The organism is Nocardioides bigeumensis, from assembly GCF_039531755.1.
In the GTDB taxonomy this organism is placed as follows: Bacteria; Actinomycetota; Actinomycetes; order Propionibacteriales; family Nocardioidaceae; genus Nocardioides; species Nocardioides bigeumensis.
Genome location: NZ_BAAAQQ010000014.1, coordinates 1 through 21,562, shown reverse-complemented (window position 1 = coordinate 21,562; position 21,562 = coordinate 1). Strand labels below are relative to the sequence as shown.

General features: G+C 73.3%; 24 protein-coding genes. 15 read left to right on the top strand and 9 right to left on the bottom strand.

What is annotated here, in order from left to right; translation table 11 throughout:
• Window positions 1–19 precede the first annotated feature (19 nt).
• A complete protein-coding gene (locus ABD295_RS19470) occupies window positions 20–202 on the bottom strand; it encodes a hypothetical protein (RefSeq protein ID WP_344305501.1) in 183 nt (60 codons plus the stop codon).
• Window positions 203–385: 183 nt separating this feature from the next.
• On the opposite strand from ABD295_RS19470, the gene ABD295_RS19465 reads away from it, so the two are divergent.
• On the top strand, window positions 386–760 hold the full coding sequence (locus tag ABD295_RS19465) for a PLD nuclease N-terminal domain-containing protein (protein WP_344305812.1): 375 nt from the start codon (window positions 386–388) through the stop codon (window positions 758–760).
• 214 nt (window positions 761–974) lie between these two features.
• Here the strand turns inward: ABD295_RS19465 and ABD295_RS19460 are convergent, their stop codons facing one another.
• The gene (locus ABD295_RS19460; RefSeq protein WP_344305500.1) at window positions 975–1,556 is read right to left on the bottom strand and encodes a GNAT family N-acetyltransferase; all 582 of its coding nucleotides are present in this window, start codon (window positions 1,554–1,556) and stop codon (window positions 975–977) included.
• The gene (locus tag ABD295_RS19455) at window positions 1,553–1,720 is read right to left on the bottom strand and encodes a hypothetical protein (RefSeq protein WP_344305498.1); all 168 of its coding nucleotides are present in this window, start codon (window positions 1,718–1,720) and stop codon (window positions 1,553–1,555) included. The genes ABD295_RS19460 and ABD295_RS19455 overlap by 4 nt, the downstream gene beginning before the upstream one ends.
• An 18-nt stretch (window positions 1,721–1,738) precedes the next feature.
• Here ABD295_RS19455 and ABD295_RS19450 point away from each other — a divergent pair, with 18 nt between their 5' ends.
• Complete coding sequence (locus ABD295_RS19450; protein ID WP_344305496.1) at window positions 1,739–2,101, top strand: hypothetical protein; 363 nt, start codon at window positions 1,739–1,741, stop codon at window positions 2,099–2,101.
• Window positions 2,102–2,104: 3 nt separating this feature from the next.
• Here the strand turns inward: ABD295_RS19450 and ABD295_RS19445 are convergent, their stop codons facing one another.
• The 4 genes from ABD295_RS19445 to ABD295_RS19430 all read right to left on the bottom strand — a co-directional run bounded on the left by ABD295_RS19445 (window position 2,105) and on the right by ABD295_RS19430 (window position 5,262).
• Window positions 2,105–2,716: a hypothetical protein gene (locus ABD295_RS19445; protein WP_344305495.1), complete on the bottom strand. Its 612-nt coding sequence runs from the start codon at window positions 2,714–2,716 to the stop codon at window positions 2,105–2,107.
• Complete coding sequence (locus tag ABD295_RS19440; protein WP_344305494.1) at window positions 2,713–4,062, bottom strand: MFS transporter; 1,350 nt, start codon at window positions 4,060–4,062, stop codon at window positions 2,713–2,715. The genes ABD295_RS19445 and ABD295_RS19440 overlap by 4 nt, the downstream gene beginning before the upstream one ends.
• Window positions 4,063–4,186: 124 nt before the next feature.
• Window positions 4,187–4,639, bottom strand: a complete 453-nt coding sequence (locus ABD295_RS19435; RefSeq protein ID WP_344305493.1) for a TM2 domain-containing protein — start codon at window positions 4,637–4,639, stop codon at window positions 4,187–4,189.
• A gap of 17 nt (window positions 4,640–4,656) precedes the next feature.
• Window positions 4,657–5,262, bottom strand: a complete 606-nt coding sequence (locus ABD295_RS19430) for a nitroreductase family protein (RefSeq protein WP_344305492.1) — start codon at window positions 5,260–5,262, stop codon at window positions 4,657–4,659.
• A 37-nt stretch (window positions 5,263–5,299) separates the two neighbouring features.
• On the opposite strand from ABD295_RS19430, the gene ABD295_RS19425 reads away from it, so the two are divergent.
• The 12 genes from ABD295_RS19425 (at window position 5,300) to ABD295_RS19370 (ending at window position 19,652) form a co-directional block, all read left to right on the top strand.
• The gene (locus ABD295_RS19425; RefSeq protein ID WP_344305491.1) at window positions 5,300–6,565 is read left to right on the top strand and encodes a threonine/serine exporter family protein; all 1,266 of its coding nucleotides are present in this window, start codon (window positions 5,300–5,302) and stop codon (window positions 6,563–6,565) included.
• A gap of 74 nt (window positions 6,566–6,639) precedes the next feature.
• Complete coding sequence (locus ABD295_RS19420; protein ID WP_344305490.1) at window positions 6,640–7,884, top strand: allantoate amidohydrolase; 1,245 nt, start codon at window positions 6,640–6,642, stop codon at window positions 7,882–7,884.
• Window positions 7,881–9,182 carry a formimidoylglutamate deiminase gene (locus tag ABD295_RS19415; protein ID WP_344305489.1) on the top strand — a complete coding sequence of 434 codons (1,302 nt, stop codon included), beginning with the start codon at window positions 7,881–7,883 and terminating at the stop codon, window positions 9,180–9,182. Before ABD295_RS19420 ends, ABD295_RS19415 begins: the two co-directional genes overlap by 4 nt.
• The gene (hutI, locus tag ABD295_RS19410; protein ID WP_344305488.1) at window positions 9,179–10,375 is read left to right on the top strand and encodes an imidazolonepropionase; all 1,197 of its coding nucleotides are present in this window, start codon (window positions 9,179–9,181) and stop codon (window positions 10,373–10,375) included. Before ABD295_RS19415 ends, hutI begins: the two co-directional genes overlap by 4 nt.
• Window positions 10,376–10,507: 132 nt before the next feature.
• The gene (locus tag ABD295_RS19405) at window positions 10,508–10,687 is read left to right on the top strand and encodes a hypothetical protein (RefSeq protein WP_344305487.1); all 180 of its coding nucleotides are present in this window, start codon (window positions 10,508–10,510) and stop codon (window positions 10,685–10,687) included.
• Window positions 10,684–13,701, top strand: coding sequence for a helix-turn-helix transcriptional regulator (locus ABD295_RS19400; RefSeq protein WP_344305486.1), 3,018 nt, complete (start codon window positions 10,684–10,686; stop codon window positions 13,699–13,701). The genes ABD295_RS19405 and ABD295_RS19400 overlap by 4 nt, the downstream gene beginning before the upstream one ends.
• 40 nt (window positions 13,702–13,741) lie before the next feature.
• Window positions 13,742–14,503, top strand: coding sequence for a CDP-alcohol phosphatidyltransferase family protein (locus tag ABD295_RS19395; RefSeq protein ID WP_344305485.1), 762 nt, complete (start codon window positions 13,742–13,744; stop codon window positions 14,501–14,503).
• An 85-nt stretch (window positions 14,504–14,588) separates the two neighbouring features.
• Window positions 14,589–14,792, top strand: a complete 204-nt coding sequence (locus ABD295_RS19390) for a hypothetical protein (RefSeq protein ID WP_344305484.1) — start codon at window positions 14,589–14,591, stop codon at window positions 14,790–14,792.
• Between the two features lie 78 nt (window positions 14,793–14,870).
• Window positions 14,871–15,941 (top strand): cupin domain-containing protein, encoded by a 1,071-nt coding sequence (locus ABD295_RS19385; protein ID WP_344305483.1) that lies wholly within the window; start codon window positions 14,871–14,873, stop codon window positions 15,939–15,941.
• Complete coding sequence (locus ABD295_RS19380) at window positions 15,938–16,879, top strand: ferredoxin family protein (RefSeq protein ID WP_344305482.1); 942 nt, start codon at window positions 15,938–15,940, stop codon at window positions 16,877–16,879. Before ABD295_RS19385 ends, ABD295_RS19380 begins: the two co-directional genes overlap by 4 nt.
• A 9-nt stretch (window positions 16,880–16,888) precedes the next feature.
• Window positions 16,889–18,268: a cytochrome P450 gene (locus tag ABD295_RS19375; protein WP_344305481.1), complete on the top strand. Its 1,380-nt coding sequence runs from the start codon at window positions 16,889–16,891 to the stop codon at window positions 18,266–18,268.
• A gap of 22 nt (window positions 18,269–18,290) precedes the next feature.
• Entirely contained in the window at window positions 18,291–19,652 is a 1,362-nt protein-coding gene (locus tag ABD295_RS19370) for an MFS transporter (protein ID WP_344305480.1), read from the top strand.
• Between the two features lie 358 nt (window positions 19,653–20,010).
• On the opposite strand, the gene ABD295_RS19365 is transcribed toward ABD295_RS19370, so the two are convergent.
• Window positions 20,011–20,529, bottom strand: coding sequence for a hypothetical protein (locus ABD295_RS19365; protein WP_344305479.1), 519 nt, complete (start codon window positions 20,527–20,529; stop codon window positions 20,011–20,013).
• Window positions 20,526–20,828: a hypothetical protein gene (locus ABD295_RS19360; protein WP_344305478.1), complete on the bottom strand. Its 303-nt coding sequence runs from the start codon at window positions 20,826–20,828 to the stop codon at window positions 20,526–20,528. The genes ABD295_RS19365 and ABD295_RS19360 overlap by 4 nt, the downstream gene beginning before the upstream one ends.
• 126 nt (window positions 20,829–20,954) lie before the next feature.
• Here ABD295_RS19360 and ABD295_RS19355 point away from each other — a divergent pair, with 126 nt between their 5' ends.
• Complete coding sequence (locus ABD295_RS19355) at window positions 20,955–21,503, top strand: hypothetical protein (RefSeq protein ID WP_344305477.1); 549 nt, start codon at window positions 20,955–20,957, stop codon at window positions 21,501–21,503.
• The last annotated feature ends 59 nt before the right edge of the window (window positions 21,504–21,562 follow it).

The window sequence follows — 21,562 nt, the reverse complement described above, 5'->3', positions numbered from 1 at the left end:
CCAGTCGGAAGTGTGGAGATCAGTGTGCGGCGGCGACGCCGGCGGGGTACGAGGTGGCGGGGCGCTGGGTGGCGGTGCGCGCGGGACGCCTGGCGATGAAGTCACGGCCGACGGTCACCGCGGTCAAGGCCACCCCGAGGCAGGTGACGACCGAGACGACGACGAGCAGGACCATGGCGGCGGTGGGGTCGAAGATGTTCATGATCTGACCTGCTTTCTCGGGTTCCGGTTGGCTTGATGACCACCTTCCTCGCTGCTGGACCACCGGACCGTACGCGCGCTGACACAAGACGAAATCGCTGTGTCGGGGTGCCGACACACCGAAGTCGAGACAAAGGTCCTTCACATCGGCGTCGCCATCGGGACAGACTGCGGCGTGCTCAAGATGCAGCTGCTCTTCGGGGTCGTCACCTTCGCGCTCTGGGTCTTCAGCCTGGTCGACGTGATCCAGTCCGGCGAAGATCGCATCCGCTACCTGCCGAAGCTCTGGTGGCTGCTCATCGTCCTGCTCTTCCCGTTGGTCGGCTCTATCGGCTGGCTCGTCGCCGGGCGGCCTGCAGGCGCTGGTGGTCCGCGGTCGGCGTACGAGCGGCAGCAGCCCGCCTTCCCCGAGTACGACCGCCCGGGCCGCGCTGCCGCCGCCGATCCGGAGAAGGACGAGGCGTTCCTGCGTCAGGTGCGTGCCCGTGCCGAGGAGCAGCGCCGTCGCCACGAGGCCGAGCGGCGCAAGCGCGAGCAGGAACAGGGCGGCGACGGCTGAGCAGCATCGACGGACGACGTAGATCGGCGCCAGGACCACTAGACCCTGGCGCCGAAGCAGCCGGCTGGCGACGACGGAGGTGAGTGCGGCCTCGTCGTACGCATGGGCTGGAGGGCTGGAGGCGCTGCCGCCACGGCCGCTCGTCGGTGGTCTGCGCCTGGCCACGGGAGCGAAGAAGCCACTATTCCGCTATAAGTAGTCCACTTCAAGTCCATCAAGTGGGAACATGGGGGCAGCTGTTTGCGCCTTCACTGTCCAACCGCGCGTAGAGGTGCTCGCTGCCCCACGCGCCCTTGAAGAAGATGTTGTCGACGAAGTGCGCCTCCTGCCGGAAGCCGACCCGGGTGAGCAGCGCTTGCGCCGACAGGTTGAGGGCGTCGGTGATGGCGATGACCCGGTGCAGCTGCAGGCTGCCGAAGAGCCAGTCGAGGTACGCCGTCAGCGCCTCTGTGGCGTAGCCCCAGCCTTGGTGGCCGGGGTCGAGGGTGAAGCCGATCTCGGCCTGACGTGGCTCGTCGGCATCGACGTGCAGGGCGAGGTCGCCGACCAGCGTGCCGGTGGCCCGCACCTCGATGGCGAGCTGGAACCAGTCACCGGGTGTGCCGGGCTGTTCTCCCTCGAGGGACGCGACGAGCGCTCGGGCCTCTGCGATCGTGTAGTCGCTCCAGCTCTGGTAGCGGGCGACGTCCGGGTCGGCGCGGTACGCCGCGAACGGCGCCGCGTCAGCCGGCCGGAACGGGCGGACGACCAGCCGCTCGGTCTCGAAGAACGCCGATGCTGCCTGCGGATCGCTCATCGGCCCAGTGTGTCGTCCTGGGTCCACAGCAGCCACTGCAGCGACCGGTCCTCGGCGGCGCTGGCCTCGATGCCCGCGCCCACGACCAGCACGCCCTCGACCGAGCGCTCGACGTCGCCCGGCACCGACCAGTTGGCGTCGTCGTACTCGCGCGGGAGGATCATCGCGACAGGGAGGTGCACATGCAGATCGCGGCTGGGCTGACGTCGATCCTGCTGGGCCTGGGTTTCGGGTTGCCGGGAGTCCTCGGCATCCGGCACTTCCGCCAGACCGGGGAGGTCTGGACGTTCATGGGCTTCCCGACGTACGCCGGCGGACCGTTCGAGAGCGTCGGTCTGAGGACCAGCACCGGCCTGCTCGCCGCCTTCGTCCTCGTCTGCGTCGCGGAGGTGATCGCGGGCGTGCTGCTGGTCGCGGGCTGGTCGTCGGCGCCGGTGCTGGCCTACGCGCTGCTGCCCGTGGAGATGGTCTTCTGGATCGGCTTCGCACTGCCGTTCGGGCCGGTGCTGGGCATCGCGCGCACCGTCCTCCTGCTTCTGCGCTGAGCCTCAGAGGAGGTTGCGGACCCGGTCGACCAGGGAGTCCCGGACGGCCTGGCTGACCGCCGCCTCGACCTGCCGGTTCAGGGCGCCCTGGTCGTCGACGTCCTCGAGCACGTCGCGGAGATCGAGGTCCTCGATCGTGCGGGTCAGCACGTCGTCGGTCTTCAGCGCCGCGTCGACGACGGAGTCCGGCAGCCGCCGGATCAGGGACTCCAAGATGCTGTTGAGGTCCGCCGTCTCGAGCGCCTCGTCGACGAGCTCGGAGGCCGGGGGCAGCGTGCCGTCGGCCTTCATCCGTCCCACGGCGTCGAGAAGCCCCTGGCGCAGCGCCCCGATCACCTCGTCGGACGGCTCACCGCCCTGGGCGAGCTCCAGCGTGAGTGCCTCGCGGTTGACCCCCAGCGTGCAGGCGGCGCCGTCGATGCCGATCAGCACGAGCGTCTCCGTGAGGCCCTCGATCCCAGCCGACTGCGAGGACACGGCCCGTTCGGCGCAGGGGTCCGCTGGCCGGAGGGGCTCGTAGGTCCCGCCACCGTGCGCGACCTGGACGGCGAGCACCGCGCCCACCAGGCCCAGCGCGAGCGCCGGCAGGCCGGCGGCGCGGGCGATCGTGGTCATGCCGACCTCCGCCACGGGGGCACCGCCGCCGCCAGCAGAGCCAGGAGCGCGAGACCGGCCCCCGCCAGGAAGGAGTCGCGGAAGGCGCGCGTGACCGCGCGCTCCAGCTGGTCGTCGAGGTCGCGCTCCAGCTCGGCCGCGGCGGCCCGGGCCTCGGGCTCGAAGTCGGTGGTGACGAAGGCTCGGTGGAGGTCGGGCACCCGACCCTCTTGGTTCGCGAGCTCGGAGCCGAGCGCCTTGGCGAGATCCACCTTGTCCTGCGCGGTCAGCGGCGCGTCGAGGACCAGGGCGGTGATCGCCTCCTGGGCGGGCACCTGCGCGTCCTCGAGATCGCCGACGAAGATCGGCGTGAGGATCGCCAGCCCGACGACGACGCCCAGGTGCCTGGCCCCGATGGTCCAGCTGGCGTGCTCCACCCGCGGCTCGCGCAGGTGCATCGCCTGCGCGGTGAGCTGGTCGACGGTCAGGCCGAGCCCGAGACCCACTAGTGCTTGCGGCGCCACGGTCCAGGCGAGCTCGGCCGCGGGCAGCAGCGCGAGCCCGCTGAGTCCGCCGGCCACGAGGAAGCAGCCGACGGCGATCTCGACCTGCGGCGGCGTCCGCAGCAACCGGACGATCGGCCTGGCGGCGAGAGCAGCGACCGGGACGACGGACACCGTCAGCGCCGCGGTCGCCGGCGAGTGCCGCCACCCGTCCACGAGCAGCAGGACGAGCAGGAACAACGCCGCCGTCAGGGCCGCCGACGCCAGGGCGAGCGTCACGTTGGAGCGCACGGACGGGAGGTGCCGGACCTGCCCCGGGCTGCAGCGCACCCCCGCGCGGACCGTCAGGGCCGCCGGTACCGCCAGCGCCGCGACGGGCACCTGCACCACGAAGATCGACTGCCAGGAGATGGCCTGGGTGAGCAGCCCTCCGGCCACCGGACCCGTGGCGGTGCCGATCACCCCGGCGGTCACCCAGGTGGCGATGCCGCGACGCTCGCCGTACACCGCCATCAGCAGCTCGAGACAACCGACCAGCGCGAGCGCGCCGCCGAGCGCCTGCAGGCACCGCGCGGTGATCAGCACCTCGATGGACGGCGCCGCGGCGCACCAGGCGGACGCCCCTGCGAACACCGCGATGCCGAGCGCGCCCGTGATCCGCGCATCGGCCCGGCTCGCGACCACGGCCGTCGGGACGGCGACCAGGCCCAGCACGAGGTTGAAGGAGATCAGCACCCATGCGACCTGGGCGACCGACGTGTCGAGGTGGCGGAGGATGTCGGGCAGCGCCAGCGTCACGACCGCCGAGTCCGCCAGCACCATGGCCACCGTGACCGCAAGAAGGAGACCTGCGGCACGACGCACGCGCTCATTCTCGCAGCGGGCGCCGGCGCCCGGATCACGAGCCGAGCAGCACCGGCCCGCCCTGGGCGTCTCCTCCGTCGTAGTCGGCGATCTCCGGGCCCGGCGACACCATCGACCGGTCGGCTCAGCCGCGCAGCGGGCGCTGGTAGGCGTCGACGGGGTTGCCCGTCAGGATGAGGATCCCGTCGATGAAGGACCAGAGGCCGCCGATCCCGCAGGTGAGGACCGCGACGACGAGCTGGAGGATGCCGGTCCGGGTGTCGCCCATGTAGAAGCGCCCGACCCCGAACGGCAGCACCAGCTGGAGCACACCGGCCACGACCTTGGACTTGTCGGAGTACGGCGCCCCCGTCACCGGGTGTCGCCCGTAGGGGGCCATCGCGTCCGGGATCCACGGGGCCGGGTATCCGCCGGGCGGTGGCCCGTAGGCAGGCTGCCCATGCGGAGCCTGGCCGAAGGGAGCCTGGCCGTAGGGAGCCTGGCCGTACGGCGGCTGGCCGTAGGGAGCCTGGCCGTAGGGAGGTTGGCCTTCAGGAGGCGGGCCGTACGGGTCGGTGGGCTCGCCGGGCGTGGTCATGGCGTCAGGCTAAGCCGTCACGACCAGCGCCCGCGGTGGATCACCTCGGCCGGGTCTCGCCGGGGCCGGGTCGCGGCGGAGCCCTTGGCGCCGGCGTCCGGGACCCGGTGACCGAGGGTGATCGCCCCGATCGGGTCGAAGGCGGCCGGGATGGCGAAGCGCTCGCGCACGCGCGTCTCGTGCTCCGGGGGGATGCCGAAGTAGCAGGCTCCGAGTCCCTCGTCGGTCGCGGTCAGCAGGATCAGCAGCGTCGCCATCGCGGTGTCGAGGTGCCAGAACGGCACCGGCCACCGGGCCTCGTCGCGGTCGGTCCAGCCCTTGTCGGGCTCGGCGTAGCGGTCGAGGTACGCCGCCTTGCTGCTGCACGGCACGATCACGACCGGGGCGGTGCGCATCCCGCGCAGCCAGGAGTCCGGCTCCCCGCCGGGGTCGGTCGTCGCCTCCCAGAACGCGTCCACGTCTGCTCGTTCATCCAGGACGAGGAAGCCCCAGCCTTGGCTGAAGCCCGCGCTGGGGGCGTGGGTCGCATGGGCTAGGGCGCGGTCGACGACCTCGCGGTCGACCGGGCGGTCGGCGTACCTCCTGACCATGCGGCGGCGGCGCACGACGTCGCGGAACTCCATAGGCGGATCATGCCTGGCGCGCACTACGGTGGCCGCCGTGACCGATCCGCCGCAGCTCGTTCTGGGCCGCCTCGGCGCGCTGCTGCTCGACACGGGCGCCTCGGTGGTCGACGTGCGCACCGCGCTCGAGCGGGTGGCCGCTGCGACCGGCGTGGGCGGTCTCGCGATCGGGGTGCTCCCGCAGATGGTGCTGGTCAACGACGTCGACACCGGCCGGTCGACCGCGGTCAACGCGGCGGAGCAGGAGCTCACCCTCCACCAGGCGGCGCAGGCCAACCGGCTGGTCGGGTCGCTCGAGGACGGCCGGGTCGGGCTCGAGGCCGTGGGCGAGGAGATCGCGACGATCCGGGCGTACGTTCGCCGTCACGCCCGCAGCCAGTGGGTCGCCGGCAACCTCGTGGTCGCCGGAGCCCTGGCCGCCCTCCTGCGCTGCCCGTGGTGGGCGGTGGTCGCGGCCGCCTGTGTGGGCGGCATGGTCGGGGTGCTGACCGCCTGGGCGGGGTCCCGGCGCGGCGCGGCCGCGATCGCGCCGTTCGTCACGGCGCTGGTCGCCACGTCAGTGGTGGGGGCCCTCGCGTCGGCGCTCGACCTGGGGGCGGTCCCGCTCTTCGCGGTCTGCGCGCCGGTGGCGATCCTGGTGCCGGGCGCCCTGATCACCAACGCGCTGCTGGAGCTGACCGCCGGTGACGTGATCACCGGCTCGGCGCGGCTGGCCTACGGGCTGGTCGTCCTCGGGTTCATGTCGGCCGGCATCGCGGCGGGTGCTGCCCTGACCGGGCTTCGTCTCGACCGGGGATCCGCCGCCCTCGTCGGAGACGCGCGTGATGTGACCTCGACCGCGACGGGCTGGGGGTCGCTCCCGCCGGTGGGCCTGTCGTGGGTCGCGGTCGTGCTGCTGGCCGTCGGGCTCGGGCTGGCGTTCGGCTCCGGCATCCGCCTCACCCTGCTCACCGTGGTGGTGATGAGCAGCACCTACGCGATGCTCACGGTCGCCACGCCGGCAGTCGGCGGGGTGCTGGCCACGGGGATCACGGCAGGGGTGTTGTTCATCGTCGGCCGCCTGGTCGAGCAGCGCACCCGACTCGTTCCGGCGGCGGTGCTGTTCCTCCCGGCGTTCCTGCTCCTGGTGCCCGGGACCGTCGGCCTGGTCGCCCTCTCCACGCTGGAGGGCGCCGCGATCGGCGACGCGCTGCGCACCTTCGCCAGCCTGTGCATCGGCACGCACGCCGGCGCCTTGCTGGCCGACCTGCTCGGCCCGCTCGTCCGGGGGAGGGGCGAACCGATTGGACCGGGGGTCTCGTGACAGTCGCTTCGCGACTTCCTCGGCCAGTGTTGTCTCGGATCCCAGACCAGGTGTCGGCGCGGGCGGTTGCCGCGATGGCGGGCGACCGATGGACTGACCCCGTGGGCTTCGAGCGGATGTGGGGCGAGCTGGCGCAGGTCGGCCGCTCGGCGCGGACGGGCGGCTACTTCCGCCAGCCGTGGACCAGTGCGGACAACGAGCTGCGAGCCTGGTTCGTCGGCGAGGCGGAGCGGCGCGGGCTCGACGTCGAGATCGACGGGGTCGGCAACGTCATCGCGTGGTGGGCGCCGGACGGTGTGACCGGCCCCGGAGTGCTCACCGGTTCGCACCTGGACTCGGTGCGCGACGGCGGTGCGTACGACGGCCCGCTGGGTGTGGTCTCCGCCCTCGCCGCGGTCGACCTGCTGCGCGAGCGCGGCTTCGTGCCGGCGCGGCCGCTCGGCCTGTCGGTCTTCGCCGAGGAGGAGGGGTCGCGGTTCGGCAGGGCCTGCCTGGGCTCGAGGCTCGCGGTCGGCGCCCTCGACTGGGCGGCTGCCCGCGAGCTGCGCGACCGCCAGGGCGTCGCGCTACCCGACGCCCTCGCCGGCGCCGGTCTCGACCCGGGCGACATCGGGCCGCGCGCGGACCTCGCCGAGCGGATCGCCTGCTTCGTCGAGCTGCACGTCGAGCAGGGCCGCGACCTCGTCGACCGCGGCGAGCCGATCGGCGTGGCCAGCGAGATCTGGCCGCACGGGCGCTACCGCTTCGAGTTCAAGGGTGAGGCCAACCACGCGGGGACGACGCGCATGGAGGACCGGCACGACCCGATGCTGACCTACGCCATGACGGCACTGGCCGCCAACAAGCAGGCGCGGCTGGCTGGGCAGCGGGCCACCTTCGGTCGCGTCGAGGCCGAGCCCAACGGCACCAACGCGGTCCCGTCGCGGGTGACCGCCTGGTTGGACGCGCGCTGCGACTCCGACGCCGCGCTGAGCGACCTCGTGGAGGTGATCAGCCGCCAGGCAGGCGAGCGGGCCGAACGCGACGGCACCGCCGTCGAGGTCTCCGAAGAGTCGGTCACCAGCGCGGTGTCCTTCGACGCCGACCTCGCGGCCCGGATCGCCGGCGACCACGAGGGCGGCGACTGGCCGGTGATCCCGACGCAGGCCGGCCACGACGCCGGCATCATCGCCGCGGCCGGCGTCCCGACCGCGATGCTCTTCGTGCGCAACCCCACAGGCGTCAGCCACGCGCCCAGCGAGCACGCCGAGATGCCCGACTGCCTGGTCGGCGTCTCCGCGCTGGCCGACACGCTCGAGCGGCTGGCCGGCCCGAGTTGAGCAGCGCGACGGCGTACCTCCTCGAGCGGGCGTGGGTCGACGGCGCGGTCCGCGACGACGTGCTCGTGACGGTCGAGGACGGGGTGATCGCCGCTGTCGACTCACCGGGTCTCGTGACGGTTGCTTCGCAACCTCCTCGACCACCGAGTGTCGTCCCCGGCCTGACGATCCCCGGGCTGGTGAACGACCACAGCCACGCGTTCCACCGGGCGCTGCGGGGGCGCACGCAGCGCGAGCGGGGCACGTTCTGGACGTGGCGGGAGCAGATGTACGCCGTGGCGGGGCGGCTGCACCCCGAGTCGTACTTCGGGCTGGCGCGCGCGGCCTACCGGGAGATGGTGGCCGCGGGCTACACGCACGTGGGGGAGTTCCACTACCTGCACCACCGGCCGGACGGCTCGCAGTACGCCGAGGCCAACGCCATGGGCGAGGCGCTCCGAGCTGCGGCAGCCGAGGCCGGCATCCGGATCACGCTGCTCGACACCTGCTACCTCAGCAGCGGCTTCGGCGCGCCACCCGAGGGCGCCCAGATCCGCTTCAGCGACGGGACCGCGCGGCAGTGGGCGACCCGTGCCGGTCTCGACAGGCTCGACCATCGAGTCGGCGCCGCCATCCACTCGGTGCGCGCGGTGCCGCGCGACCAGCTGCACGTCTTCCGCGGCCGGGACCCCCTGCACGTGCACCTCTCCGAGCAGCCGCGCGAGAACGACGAGTGCCTCGAGGCGTACGGCGTCACCCCGACCCGGCTGCTGCACGACGAGGGCCTCCTGGGGCCTGGCACCACGGTCGTCCACGCCACCCACCTCACCGACGAGGACATCGACCTGCTGGGGACGAGCCGCACCAACGTCTGCATCACCCCCACGACCGAGCGCGACCTCGCCGACGGCATCGGCCCGGCCAGGCGGCTGCACGACGCGGGCTGCCGGGTCAGCATCGGGAGCGACAGCCACGCGGTGGTCGACCCCTTCGAGGAGCTCCGCGGCCTCGAGATGGACGAGCGCCTGGCGACCCGCGAGCGCGGCCACTGGACCGGCGCCGAGCTCCTGGACGTCGGCACCCGCGGCGGCCGCCTGGAGGTCGGTGCCCCTGCGGACCTGGTCACGATCGACACCCGCAGCCCGCGGACTGCCGGCACGGGGGCCGACGAGCACACTGCTGTCTTCGCCGCGACCGCCGCCGATGTCACGCAGGTGATGGTCGACGGGCGGATCGTCTACACGCAGGCGGACGACGAGCAGATCGGGCGAGAGCTCGACGAGACGATCGGAGCACTGTGGAGAGGAGGGGGGACATGACCACCTCCACCCTGGTCACCCACATCGGCGAGCTGACCACCAACGATCCCGGGTGGGACCAGCGCGACGGCCTGCTCGGTCTCGTCGAGGACGCCGCCGTCGTCCTCGAGGGCGATCGCGTCGCCTGGGTGGGCCGGGCCGCCGACGCGCCGGAGGCCGATGCGTACGTCGACGCCGGCGGCCGGGCCGCGATCCCCGGGTTCGTCGACAGCCACTCCCACCTGGTCTTCGCCGGCGACCGCGCCCAGGAGTTCGCCGCCAGGATGACCGGTGCGCCCTACACCGCCGGCGGGATCCGCACGACCGTCGCCGCGACCCGCGCGGCCACCGACGAGCAGCTCACCCACAACGTGGCCCGGCTCGTCGCCGAGATGCGCCGCAACGGCACGACCACGGTGGAGATCAAGAGCGGCTACGGCCTCACCGTCCACGACGAAGCGCGGTCGCTGGCCGTCGCCCGCCAGTTCACCGACGAGACGACGTTCCTCGGCGCCCACGTGGTCCCGCCGGAGCACGCGGGCGACCCGGCGGCGTACGTCGACCTCGTCACCGGCCCGATGCTCGACGCCGCGGCGCCCTACGCGTCCTGGATCGACGTCTTCTGCGAGACCGGCGCGTTCGACGAGGACCAGGCCCGCGCGATCCTCGACGCGGGCGCGGCGAGGGGCCTTCGCGGCCGCTTGCACGCCAACCAGCTGGGTCCCGGCCCGGGGGTGCGGCTGGCCGCCGAGCGCGGCCTGGTCGCCGTCGACCACTGCACCTACCTGACCGACGACGACGTCGCCGCGCTGCGGGACTCCGGCACCATCGCCACGCTGCTCCCCGGTGTGGAGTTCTCGACGCGCCAGCCCTACCCGGACGCGCGGCGGCTGATCGACGCCGGCGTCCGGGTCGCGATCGCCAGCGACTGCAACCCCGGCTCGAGCTACACCTCGTCGATGCCGCTGTGCATCGCCTTGGCGGTCCGCGAGATGCGGATGAGCCCCTCGGAGGCCTTGTACGCCGCCACGAAGGGCGGCGCCGATGCGCTGGCCCGCGACGACGTCGGCGTCCTCGCGCCCGGCAAGCGAGCCGATCTGGTGCTCCTCGACGCCCCGTCGCACATCCATCTGGCCTATCGGCCCGGCGTCCACCTCATCTCCGGCGTCTTCGCAGGTGGGAGGCCTTCTGAGGTAGCCGGCGCGACCGTCTGAGGTAGGCGCCTACGTGCCGTCTGAGGTGGGCGCCGACGCAACATAGGGAGCTCCTCCGATGTGGCCGGCTACCTCAGCGACGGAATCTCTTCTCACACCCCGACAAGGGGTCCACCCAGAAGGGAAACCGACATGTTCACGATCGATCGCTCCATGACCGCCGAGGTCGAGTACCGCCAGCAGCGCATCTCGCAGGGCTACACCCCGCGCCGCCAGGGCCTCAAGGCCCTCGCGCGGCCGGGCCGCCGCCTCACCGCAGGGTCCCGCCCGGGTCTCTCCGGCGTCGGTGGCACCGTCGCCGCAGCCCGGTGACCACCCTCGCCGCCCCCACCGGCGCCCTTAACGACGGGCGCTCGTCGGTGCCGGGCGCGATGATGGGGTCCGTGCCGTCCCTGCGCTGTCCCGACCTCGTCGGACGAGATGCCGAGCTGGGTGAGCTGATCACCCGGCTCGGCATCGGCGCGTCCCCCGAGCGTGCGGCCGCGGCCGACACGGTCGTCCTCCTCGGCGGCGACGCCGGCCTCGGCAAGACCCGCCTCCTCACCGAGCTCCGCGACCGCGCGTTCGAGCACGGTTGGCAGGTGGCCGCCGGTCACAGCCTCGACCTGGCCGACAGCGCGCTGCCCTACCTTCCCTTCACCGAGATCCTGGGCCGGCTGGCCGCCGAGACCCCCGAGGTCGTCGCCGCCACCGTCGAGCTGCACCCCGCGCTGGGCCGCCTCCGGGCCGGCCGCCGGATGCGCAGCGACGCCGCCGGCGACGACTCCATGCTCACCCGTGGTGAGCTGTTCGAGGCCGTCCACGCCCTCCTCGAGGCGGCCGCTGAGGCCGCACCGCTCCTCGTCGTGATCGAGGACGCCCACTGGGCCGACCAGTCCACCCGCGACATCCTCAGCTTCCTGTTCACCCGCCCGTTCGCCCACCGCGTCGGGCTGGTCGTGTCCTACCGCTCCGACGACCTGCACCGCCGGCACCCGCTGCGCCGCCAGGTCGGGGAGTGGGCGCGGCTCCCCGGCGTCGGCCGGCTCCAGCTCGAGCCGCTCTCCGACGCCGACGCACGCCGCCTGGTCCGCCGGCTGCACCCCGAGCCGCTCCGCGAGAGCGACCTCGCCGACGTGGTGTCGCGCGCCGACGGCAACGCGTTCTTCGTCGAGGAGCTCGTGGGCGCGCTGCACTTCTCCGGCGGCTCGGTGCCCGGCGACCTCGCCGACCTGCTGCTCGTGCGCGTCGACCGCCTCGACGACAAGGCCCGCGAGGTCGTGCGCATCGCCTCGGTCGCCGGCCGCCAGGTCGGGCACGAGCTGCTGGCCCAGGTGTGCGACCTGGCTCCGGCCGAGCTCGACGCCGCGGTGCGCACGCTGGTCGAGTCCAACCTGCTCGTGCCCGGCACCAGTGACCGCTACGCCTTCCGGCACGCGCTGCTCGCCGAGGCGGTCTACGACGACCTCCTGCCGGGCGAGCGGGTGCGCATGCATGCCCGCTACGCCGACGTCCTGCAGTCCGGCCGGCTGCCCGGCTCCTCCGCGGAGCTCGCGCGGCACGCGCGCCTGGGCCAGGACCACCGCACCGCGCTCGTCGCCTCGATCGAGGCCGGGGACGAGGCGATGCGCGTCGGCGGGCCCGACGAAGCGGCCCACCACTACCGCCAGGCGCTGACCCTCGTCACCGACCCCGCGGTCGGCGACCTCACCGACCTCGACGTCCCGGACCTCGTCACCAAGACCTCCGACGCGCTGGTCGCCGCCGGCCACGTCGCCAAGGCCGCCGCGGTCGTGCGCGAGCAGCTCGACGCACTCCCCGCCGACGCACCCGCCCTGGCCCGCGGCCAGCTGCTCGGCGCGCTCGCGGGCTCGCTGGTCATCCTCGACACCGAGGAGGACCCGCGCGTGCACGCCGCCGAGGCGGTGCTGCTGCTGGGCGACGACCACCCCCGTGCCCGCGCCAAGGCGCTCGCCCTGCAGGCGCGGGTCCTGGCGGCGTACCGCAACACCGAGGCCGCCCGCCAGGCCGGGCTCGAGGGGCTGGCCCTGGCCGAGCGGCTCGACATGCCGCGACTGGTCACCGACATCCTCACCACGCTGGTCGGGCTCGACCGCGAGCAGCACTCCGACGACATCAAGGCGGCGCTCGAGGACGTCATCGCCCAGGCCAGGTCCACGGGGGCGGTCAACGCCGAGATGCGGGGTCTGTACCTCCTCGGCCGGCTCCACCAGGACCGGGCCGACCACGCCGAGGCCGTGGCCGCCTTCGGGCGCGCCCACGCGCGCGGCGTCGACGCCGGCACCCCGTGGTCGCCCTTCGCCGGAACGGCCCGCTTCATGCAGGGCGCGGCGGAGTACGCGGCCGGCCACTGGGACGAGGCCTACGTGCTCATGGACGTCACCGGCCAGTCGCCGCCGCACGACTACGAGCTGATGTTCCACGCCGTCTGCCTCCAGATCGACGCCGCCCGCGGAGAGCCCGGCGTGCTCGAGCTGAGCCGGGCGCAGCGCCCGTTCTGGGGCCGCGAGGGCCTGATCGGCATCTGGGGCGTCTCCGCCGAGCTCGAGGTCCACGAGCACGCCGCCGACGCCGACGGCGCGCTGGAGTCCTACCACGCCATCGTCGCCGCCCTGAGCGGCGCCTGGCGCGACCTCTTCCAGGCCCGCCTGCGGCTGGCCACGCTCACGTTGGGCGTGCACGGCACCGCCGCCGCGACCATGAGTGCTGAGGAGCGTGCCGCCCGCCACGCCGACGCCCAGCTGCTGCGCGATGAGGGCCGCAAGGTCTACGACTTCCACCGCGAGGCGGGGTTCAAGTTCGGGCCCGAGGCCGTCGCCTGGGCCGAGCGGCTCGACGCGGAGTGGCTGCGCTGGCGCTGGGTCGCGCAGGTCGACCCGCCCACCGAGGACGAGCTGGTCAGTGCGTGGCGGACCACCGAGCAGGCGTTCACGGAGTTCACGCACCCGTTCGAGCTCGCTCGCGTGCGGGCCCGGCTGTCCGGCATCCTCCGCGCCACCGGCGACACCGCGGGCGCCCGCGAGGCCGGCGACCTCGCCCGGGAGACCGCGCACCAGCTCGGCGCCCAGCCGCTGCTCGACGAGCTGACGGCGCTCGGCTCGACCGGCCCCCGCACCGTCCCCGCCGGCGCCGACGTCCTCACCCCACGCGAGCGGGAGATCATCGCGTTGGTCGCCGAGGGCCGCAGCAACGGCGAGATCGGCAAGCAGCTCTTCATCAGCACCAAGACGGTGTCGGTACACGTGTCCAACATCCTCGGCAAGCTCGGCGCCGCGTCGCGCACCGAGGCCGCGGCCGTGGCGCGGAGGCGCCAGCTGCTCGGCTGAGTAGGTCTGCCCCGCGCCCCACCCTCTAGTGTGGTCGCCCATGGACGCCACGGAGACCGGGCCCGCGCCTGAGTCGACCTGGCAACGCCGACAACGGTTGGCGGCCGCGAGCGTCCACGTCTACACCGCGACCGGCTCGGTGCTGGCCCTGCTGATGGTGCACTACTCCTACAAGGGCGAGGTCGAGACCGTCCTGTGGCTCTTCCTCGCGGCCATGGTCGTCGACGGGACCGACGGCATGCTGGCCCGCCGTTTCCACGTGAAGCGGGTGATGCCGTCCTTCGACGGGGCGCTGCTCGACAACATCGTCGACTACATGACCTACACCCTGGCGCCGATGGCGCTGCTGTGGTCCAACGGCTACCTCCCCGGCGGTGCCCTCGGCGGCATCCTCGCGTGCGCGCCGCTGCTGGCGTCCTGCTACCAGTTCTGTCGCAGCGACGCCAAGACCGACGACCACTTCTTCCTCGGCTTCCCGAGCTACTGGAACATCTTGGCCTTCTACGTCATCGCGACCGGGCTCGGCACGACCGTGACCGCCTGGCTGATCGTCGTGCTGATCATCCTGGTCTTCGTGCCGATCAAGTACGTCTACCCGTCGCGCACCGAGCCGATGTGGCAGGTCACCTTCGTGCTGACCGGCCTGTGGTTCGCGGCGTACGCCGTCATCGTCGCCGGCCTGCCCGACCCCAACGAGCTCGTGGTGGCGGCGTCGGTGGCCTACCTCGTCTACTACACCGGCCTGAGCCTCTACCTCACGTGGTACCCGCCGGTGAAGGCCGCGCGCGCCGCCGCAGGTTGAGACAACCTCCCGTCGGGTACCCATTCCTCGACTCGCTCGACACACTGACGAGCGGACCGTTGCACCCCATCTCGAGGAGGACCGCATGACCACCACGCCCCAAGAGCCCCTCAACGACGACGACATGACCACCGGCGGCGCTGCCGACGGCGGCCTCGGCGGAGATGCCGACGGCACCGACGGCGGGGACGCCGACGGCACCGACGGCGACTCGACCGACACCACCGACGGCGACGCCAGCGACAGCGACGGGTCCGACGGCGGGGACGCCGACGGCACCGACGCCTGACGGACACCTGTCCTGAGCGCGCTCGATCTGCTCAGCGGCGACGCCCAGACCTTCCTCGCGAAGGTCTGGGCGTCACGCGTGCACCTGCACCGCACCGACCCCGCGCTGCTGGTCGGCAAGCTGTCGCTCGACGACGTCGACCGCCTGCTGACCGAGACGGCCATCCGGACCCCGGCGATCCGGATCGCCCAGGACGGCAGCGTGCTGCCGGAGTCGTCGTACACCCGCTCGGCGACGCTGGCCGGCCGGCCGCTCACCGGCCTCGTCGACGCTCGCAAGGTCGCCGCCCTCTTCGACGGCGGTGCGACCGTCGTCCTCCAGGGGTTGCACCGCTACTGGCCGCCGCTGACCGAGCTGGTCGCCGACCTCGAGGCCGAGCTGGGGCACCCGTGCCAGGCCAACGCCTACCTCACGCCGCCGGGCTCGCAGGGTTTCGCCGTGCACAGCGACACCCACGACGTGTTCGTCTTCCAGACCTACGGCACCAAGCTGTGGGAGGTGCACACGGCGGCGGGTGGGCTCGAGAAGGAAGAAGTCCAGCTGGAGCCCGGGCTCTCGCTGTACCTGCCGACCGGCACCCCGCACTCCGCCCGCGCCCAGGACGGCGCGTCGCTGCACGTCACGCTCGGCGTCAACCAGCTCACCTGGCGCGGCCTGCTCCGGCGCACGGTCGACCGGCTGGTGGCCGAGGTGCCCGACGAGCACCTCCCGGCAGGCTGGCTCGACGAGCCGGCGCTGCTGGCCGAGCCCCTGGTCGACCAGCTGCGCAGCCTGGCCGACCGGCTTGCTCGTCTGGCGCCCGAGGCGGTGGTCGACGCGGAGGCCGAGCGCTTCCTGACCACCCGTCCGACCCGCCAGCGCGGAGCGCTCCACGACGTGCTCGGCGTCCGCGACCTCGCTGACCACACCATCCTCCGGCGGAGACCAGGAAAGCCGTGCGTGGTCGCGGCGGCGTCTGCTCCCGACCGCATCAAGCTGCTGCTGGGCGATCGGGTGCTCGAGGCGCCGGCCTGGTTGCGCCCCGCGCTCGAGGACCTGCGCGGACGCCGCGAGCTCGCTCCGGCGGACCTGTCGATGCTCGACGAGCAGTCGCGGCTGGTCCTCTGCCGCCGCCTCGTGCGCGAGGGACTGCTCGAGATCGTCCGGTGACGCAGGCACCGGCCTGGCGCTGCGCCGCCGACAGCCTGTCCCGCGGCGACGACCTGGCCGGGACGGCGTCGACGGTGGCGGCGTACCTCCTCCTCGAGCACGCCGGATCCTGGGGTGAGGACGCCTTCCGCGACAGCCGTCTCCCTGCCGCGCTGGGCCCTGCTCTGAAGCGGCACGCCACCAGCGCGGGGGTGCGCCCGCTCCTCGTCCGCAGATCCGGACGCGGCCGCGCGACCCAGGGCGGGGTGCGCGTGCTGGCGGCCTCGGCCACCCACGGCTGGGCCGAGACGGCCGTGCTGCCCGACCTCGAGGCGGTGCTCGACCTCGACCTCACGAGGCTGCGGGCCGGCGAGAGCCTGGGTCTCGAGCGGGTCGAGGGCCCGGTGTACGCCGTCTGCACGCACGGCCGCCATGACGCTTGCTGTGCCGAGCGCGGCAGGCCCGTCGCGCTGGCCCTGTCGGAGGTCGAGCCCGAGCGCACGTGGGAGTGCTCCCACATCGGCGGCGACCGGTTCGCGGGCAACCTCGTCGTGCTCCCGCACGGCCTCTACTACGGCCGGCTCGACCCCGAGTCCGCCGTGGCCGTGGCGGCCGCGACGGCCGAGGGCCGACTCGACCTCGATCACCTCCGCGGCCGCTCGACCCGGGCGATGCCCGTCCAGGCCGCGGAGATCCACCTGCGCCGTCTCCTGGAGGAGGACCGGTTCGACGCGGTCACGCTGCGGGGGCGGCCGGAGCGCCACGGCGACACGGTGACAGCCGGCTTCGCGGTGGCAGGCGCGGCCGGCGACGCCGTCTACGCCGTGGCCGTGCGGACCACCTTCGCGACGGCGCCGGCGGCACTGACCTGCCAGGCCGGCCGCGGGGGCCGCACCGACCAGGTGCCGCGGCACGAGGTGGTCGACATCACCCGAGTGGACCCGCGCACGTCCTCGTAGCATGTCGAGATGGCCGACCCCGTCGACATGGTCGCCCGGCTCGCCGACCGCCGCTTCAACAAGATGCGCCCCTTCGGAGGGCGCGCCCTTCCGCGCGTCGAGGCGACCGGCCTGCCGCCCGGCCCGCGCTGGCCGGCGCTCGCGCAGACCGTGGGGCTCCTGAGGTTCCGGCACCGCTTCGTCCCGGCGATGCACCGGCGCTACGGCGACGTCTTCACGATCCGCACGGTGCCCGGGCGGCGACCGCTCGTGCTCTTCACCAGGCCCGAGCACGCCAAGGAGATCTTCGCCGGAGACCCGGACGTCTTCCACGCGGGCAAGGGCAACGCGATCCTCGGGCCGGTCATGGGGGAGCACTCGCTGCTGCTGCAGGACGGTGCCGAGCACAAGCGCGCCCGCCGCCTGCTGATGCCCGCCTTCCACGGCCAGGCCCTGCGCGGCTACGAGGGACTCGTCACCGAGGTGGCACGTGCCGAGGTCGCCCGGTGGCGTGACGGCGAGGCCTTCGCGTCGCTGGCCAGGATGAACGCGCTGACCCTGGAGGTGATCCTGCGCGTCGTCTTCGGCGTGACCGACGAGGGCCGGCTGGCCGCGCTGCGGCCGCGGGTCAACCGGACCGTCGACATCGAGCCGTACATCCTGCTCGGCTGGAGCTATCCCTGGCTCCAGCGGATCGGGCCGTGGAGGCGGACCGTCGAGAACGCCGTCGCGCTGGACCGCCTCGTCTACGCCGAGATCGCCGAGCGCCGCGGAGCCTCCGACCTCGGCGAGCGCACCGACGTCCTCTCGCGGCTGATCACGGTCGCCGACGGCGACGACCGGCTGAGCGACGAGGAGCTGCGCGACCAGCTCATCACCCTCCTGCTGGCGGGCCACGAGACCACCGCGACCGCGCTGGCCTGGACGCTCTACGAGGTGGGCCGCGACCCGGTGCTGCGCGAGCGGGCCCGCGACGCCGCACGCACGCGCGACGACGACTGGCTCGAGGCCGCGCTCAAGGAGTCGATGCGGCTGCACCCGGTGATCCCGATGGTGGTGCGCACGCTGACGCGACCCACGACGGTCGGCGGCCACGACCTGCCCCGAGGAGCGACGGTCGGGCCGTCGATCCTGCTCACCCACGCCCGCGAGGACAACCATCCCGAACCGGGCGCCTACCGGCCGGCGCGCTTCCTGGGCGCGCAGCCACCCACCAACACCTGGATCCCGTTCGGTGGTGGCGTGCGTCGCTGCATCGGCGCCGGCTTCTCCCTGATGGAAGGCGTCGCCGTGCTGCGCGAGATCTTCGCCGCGGTCGACGTGCGCACTGAGGGGGCTGACGCGCCCAAGGTCCGCAACATCACCAGCGTCCCGCGAAATGGGGCGAAGGTGCGCGTCACTCGCGTCTAGCATCGTCGCTCGTGACCTGCCGATGAAGTCGACCTGGGGCGAGCGTTTCCGGGCGATGCGGATGGACACCCGGCCGTTGCGGGAGTCCCGCGACTTCCGGCTGCTCTTCATCGCCGGCACGGTGTTCTACCTCGGCGGCATGGTGTCCTACGTCGCCATCCCGTTCCAGATCTACGACCTGACCGGCTCCAACTTCGCGGTCGGCGCGGTGGCCCTGGTCGAGCTGGTGCCGCTCATCGTCTTCGGTCTGTACGGCGGCGCGCTGGCCGACCACGTCGACCGGCGGCGCCTGCTCATCGGCACGGGCATCGCCCAGGCCGCCTTCACCGCGATCCTGGCGGTCAACGCGTTCCGCGACGACCCGAGCCTGGTGGTCATCTTCGCCGTCGCCGGCCTGCTCACCTCGTCCTCGGCCCTCCAGCGTCCGTCGCGCGAGGCGCTGATGCCACGCACGGTCAAGCACGACCAGATCCCCGCGGGGCAGGCGCTGACCAGCCTCGGCATGCAGATCGGCGTGCTCGTCGGTCCCGCGATCGGTGGCCTGCTGGTGGCCTACGTCGGCATCGGCTGGTGCTTCGTCGTCGACATCTGCGCACTCCTCGTCGCGACGCTGATGTACGTCGCGATGCGGCCCTACCCGCACATCGCCGAGACGACCCCGCCGTCGCTGGCGGGGATCGCCGAGGGGATGCGCTACGCCCTGCGCCGACGCGACCTGCTCGGCACCTACGTCGTCGACCTGGCCGCGATGCTCTTCGCGATGCCGGTGGTGCTCTTCCCGGCCCTGGCCGCCGAGGTCTTCGCGCGACCTGAGCTGCTGGGTCTGCTCTACACCGCCGAGACCATCGGGGCGCTCGTCGCCACCGCGCTCTCGGGGTGGACCTCACGGGTGCACCACCACGGTCGCGCGATCGTGGTGGCCGCCGCGGCGTACGGCTTGATGATCGCGCTGGCCGGGGTGATGCCGAGCATCTGGCTGGTCGCCCTCTTCCTCGCGCTGTCGGGCGCCGCCGACATGATCTCGGCGGTCTTCCGCGGCACCGTGTGGAACCAGACCATCCCCGAGCAGATGCGCGGCCGTCTCGCGGGCATCGAGATGTTGTCCTACTCGCTCGGCCCGCTCGGCGGCCAGGTGCGCTCCGGCCTCGTCGCCGACCTGTGGACCGTGCGCGGCTCGATCGCCAGTGGCGGCTTGGCCTGCATCGTCGGCGTGGCCGGCACCGCGCTGTGGTTGCGCGACTTCTGGGACTACGACGAGCGCACCGACCCGCACGCCGTCGCCGAGCGCGAGCTGAGGGCATCTCGAGGTGAGGCCAGAGGTGAGGCCAGAGGTGAGGCCAGTGGCGAGAACGACGACGCGACCGCCTCGAACAGCCCGCTGTAGTCGCCGTAGTCGTCGCGCCCCACGGTCCCGGTGAGCGTGTAGCCGCACCGGTCGACGAGCCACGCCCACTGCTCGCACGTCAGGTCGTCGTCGCCGCGGCGGTAGCCGAAGCGCCGGTACGACACGGCGTGGTCCCCGAGCTCGTAGTCTTCCTCTTCCTCCAGCTCGAAGTCCGCCCGTCGGCTCGCGACGGCGCGCAGGTCACGTGCTCGCCAGGCGGGCAGGGTGCCCGTCACCGGGCTCACCTCGAGGCGCACCAACGGGACCACCCCCGTGGCCCCCGCCACGGGCCCGCGGGCCGCGACGAGCACGCCCCGGTCCGGGTCCGACGTGTGCCGCCACGTCGGCGGCAGCGCGATCACGCGGTCACCTCCAGCGCCCGTTCGAGACCGTGCCGGGCCTCGCGCTCAGCGGACCGGACCGAGGTGACCAGCTCGTCGCAGTGCCGCCAGGCGTCCCAGTCGGCGCGCGCGGCGTCCGGCGCCGGCGCCGCCAGCCGGTTGTCCTCCAGGAGCCCGTGCGCCCCGGCGCGGCCGCGGACCTCGTCGAGGTCGGCGGCGGCCCGGTCGAGCAGCCCGGCCGCGTCGAGGAGGGCGGCCGCGACGGCCCGGCAGCGGGCGACCAGGTCGTCGGCCAGGTCGACGCCCTGACGGCAGCGAGCGCCGTAGGCCGCCGCCCAGCGGCCGGACCCGTCGAGGTCGCGGTGGGCGAGCAGCCGTTCCGCGACCTCGTCCAGCACCACTCCGAGCGCGTGGACGTCCGCGGCGGAGTCGCGGCACGCCTGCGGGTCGCCGTGCAGCCACAGCGAGCGCGACTCGAGGCTGCGCTGCCGTGGGGGCTGCCCTGGGAGCTGCCCGGGCAGCTGCATTGGGATCACCGCAGCTCCCACGAGAGCAGCCGCGACCACGCGGCGACGTCGCCGTCGACGGCCCCGGCGCCACGTGCGGAGGCGACCAGGGCGCCGGCGAGCGCGCCGAGCAGGTCGGCGAGCTGGTGCGCGGGCTGCGACACGGGGATCGCGAGCCGTCCGTCGACCATGAGGTGCTGTCCGACGTCGGGCTCGCGCGGATCGGCGACGGCGGCCAGCTCGCGGGAGAGCAGGTCGAGCCGGGCCGACGTACGCCGGAGCCGGTCGTCGTCGATGTGGAGGGCAGCGGCATCGGGGTCAGTCGTCATGCCCCGGAATGTCGTCCGGAGACCCGGTCCTGAAACCCATGGCCTGCGCGCCTGTGGACGGGAGCGTGGATCGGTGGCGCGTTCGGACGGTTTGGGATCGGTCGCCGCGACCGGGACAATGGCGACGTGACCACCCGCAACGAGCACCCGATCCTTCACGGGCTGGCCGCGCTCGTCGGGGTGGCGGTCGCGATCGGGCTGCTGTTCGGCGCCGGGACGCTGGTCGTCACCAAGGGACTGGGTCTGGGCTCCGGCGGCTCCGGCGAGGCCAGCGACCCCGAAGCGGGCGACGCGTCGATGTACCTCCCCAAGCCCACCAAGAAGGAGACCGCGACCGGCCCGCTGGTCAGTCTCGCCCCGGGCGAGGAGGAGACCCCTGGCTCGACCGGGTCACCTCAGGCGCAGACCGGGATCGTGCTCCAGGCCGGGCAGACGTCTGTCGCGCCGATGCAGCAGATCGACCTGAGCGGCAGCTATGCCGGGGGCGACGGCGCGATCCTCCAGGTGCAGCGGTTCGAGGGCGGCAGCTGGCGCGACTTCCCGGTGACGGCGCAGGTGAGCGGCGGCCAGTTCACGACGTACATCCAGACCGGCCAGACCGGCGAGAACAAGTTCCGCATGGCCGACACCGACTCGGGGGCCGCCTCCAACGAGGTCACGGTGACGATCGGCTGATATGTAGCCCTTGGTTGTCAAGAGGGCATGGTGAGGCGCCGCCGGCACTGGGTGTGCTG

Coding starts and splice junctions, on each gene's coding strand:
- ABD295_RS19470 (WP_344305501.1), bottom strand. CDS start 202: ATGAACATCTTCGACCCCACCGCCGCCATGGTCCTGCTCGTCGTCGTC.
- ABD295_RS19465 (WP_344305812.1), top strand. CDS start 386: ATGCAGCTGCTCTTCGGGGTCGTCACCTTCGCGCTCTGGGTCTTCAGC.
- ABD295_RS19460 (WP_344305500.1), bottom strand. CDS start 1,556: ATGAGCGATCCGCAGGCAGCATCGGCGTTCTTCGAGACCGAGCGGCTG.
- ABD295_RS19455 (WP_344305498.1), bottom strand. CDS start 1,720: ATGATCCTCCCGCGCGAGTACGACGACGCCAACTGGTCGGTGCCGGGC.
- ABD295_RS19450 (WP_344305496.1), top strand. CDS start 1,739: ATGCAGATCGCGGCTGGGCTGACGTCGATCCTGCTGGGCCTGGGTTTC.
- ABD295_RS19445 (WP_344305495.1), bottom strand. CDS start 2,716: ATGACCACGATCGCCCGCGCCGCCGGCCTGCCGGCGCTCGCGCTGGGC.
- ABD295_RS19435 (WP_344305493.1), bottom strand. CDS start 4,639: ATGACCACGCCCGGCGAGCCCACCGACCCGTACGGCCCGCCTCCTGAA.
- ABD295_RS19430 (WP_344305492.1), bottom strand. CDS start 5,262: ATGGAGTTCCGCGACGTCGTGCGCCGCCGCCGCATGGTCAGGAGGTAC.
- ABD295_RS19420 (WP_344305490.1), top strand. CDS start 6,640: ATGGCGGGCGACCGATGGACTGACCCCGTGGGCTTCGAGCGGATGTGG.
- hutI (WP_344305488.1), top strand. CDS start 9,179: ATGACCACCTCCACCCTGGTCACCCACATCGGCGAGCTGACCACCAAC.
- ABD295_RS19405 (WP_344305487.1), top strand. CDS start 10,508: ATGTTCACGATCGATCGCTCCATGACCGCCGAGGTCGAGTACCGCCAG.
- ABD295_RS19395 (WP_344305485.1), top strand. CDS start 13,742: ATGGACGCCACGGAGACCGGGCCCGCGCCTGAGTCGACCTGGCAACGC.
- ABD295_RS19390 (WP_344305484.1), top strand. CDS start 14,589: ATGACCACCACGCCCCAAGAGCCCCTCAACGACGACGACATGACCACC.
- ABD295_RS19375 (WP_344305481.1), top strand. CDS start 16,889: ATGGCCGACCCCGTCGACATGGTCGCCCGGCTCGCCGACCGCCGCTTC.
- ABD295_RS19370 (WP_344305480.1), top strand. CDS start 18,291: ATGAAGTCGACCTGGGGCGAGCGTTTCCGGGCGATGCGGATGGACACC.
- ABD295_RS19360 (WP_344305478.1), bottom strand. CDS start 20,828: ATGACGACTGACCCCGATGCCGCTGCCCTCCACATCGACGACGACCGG.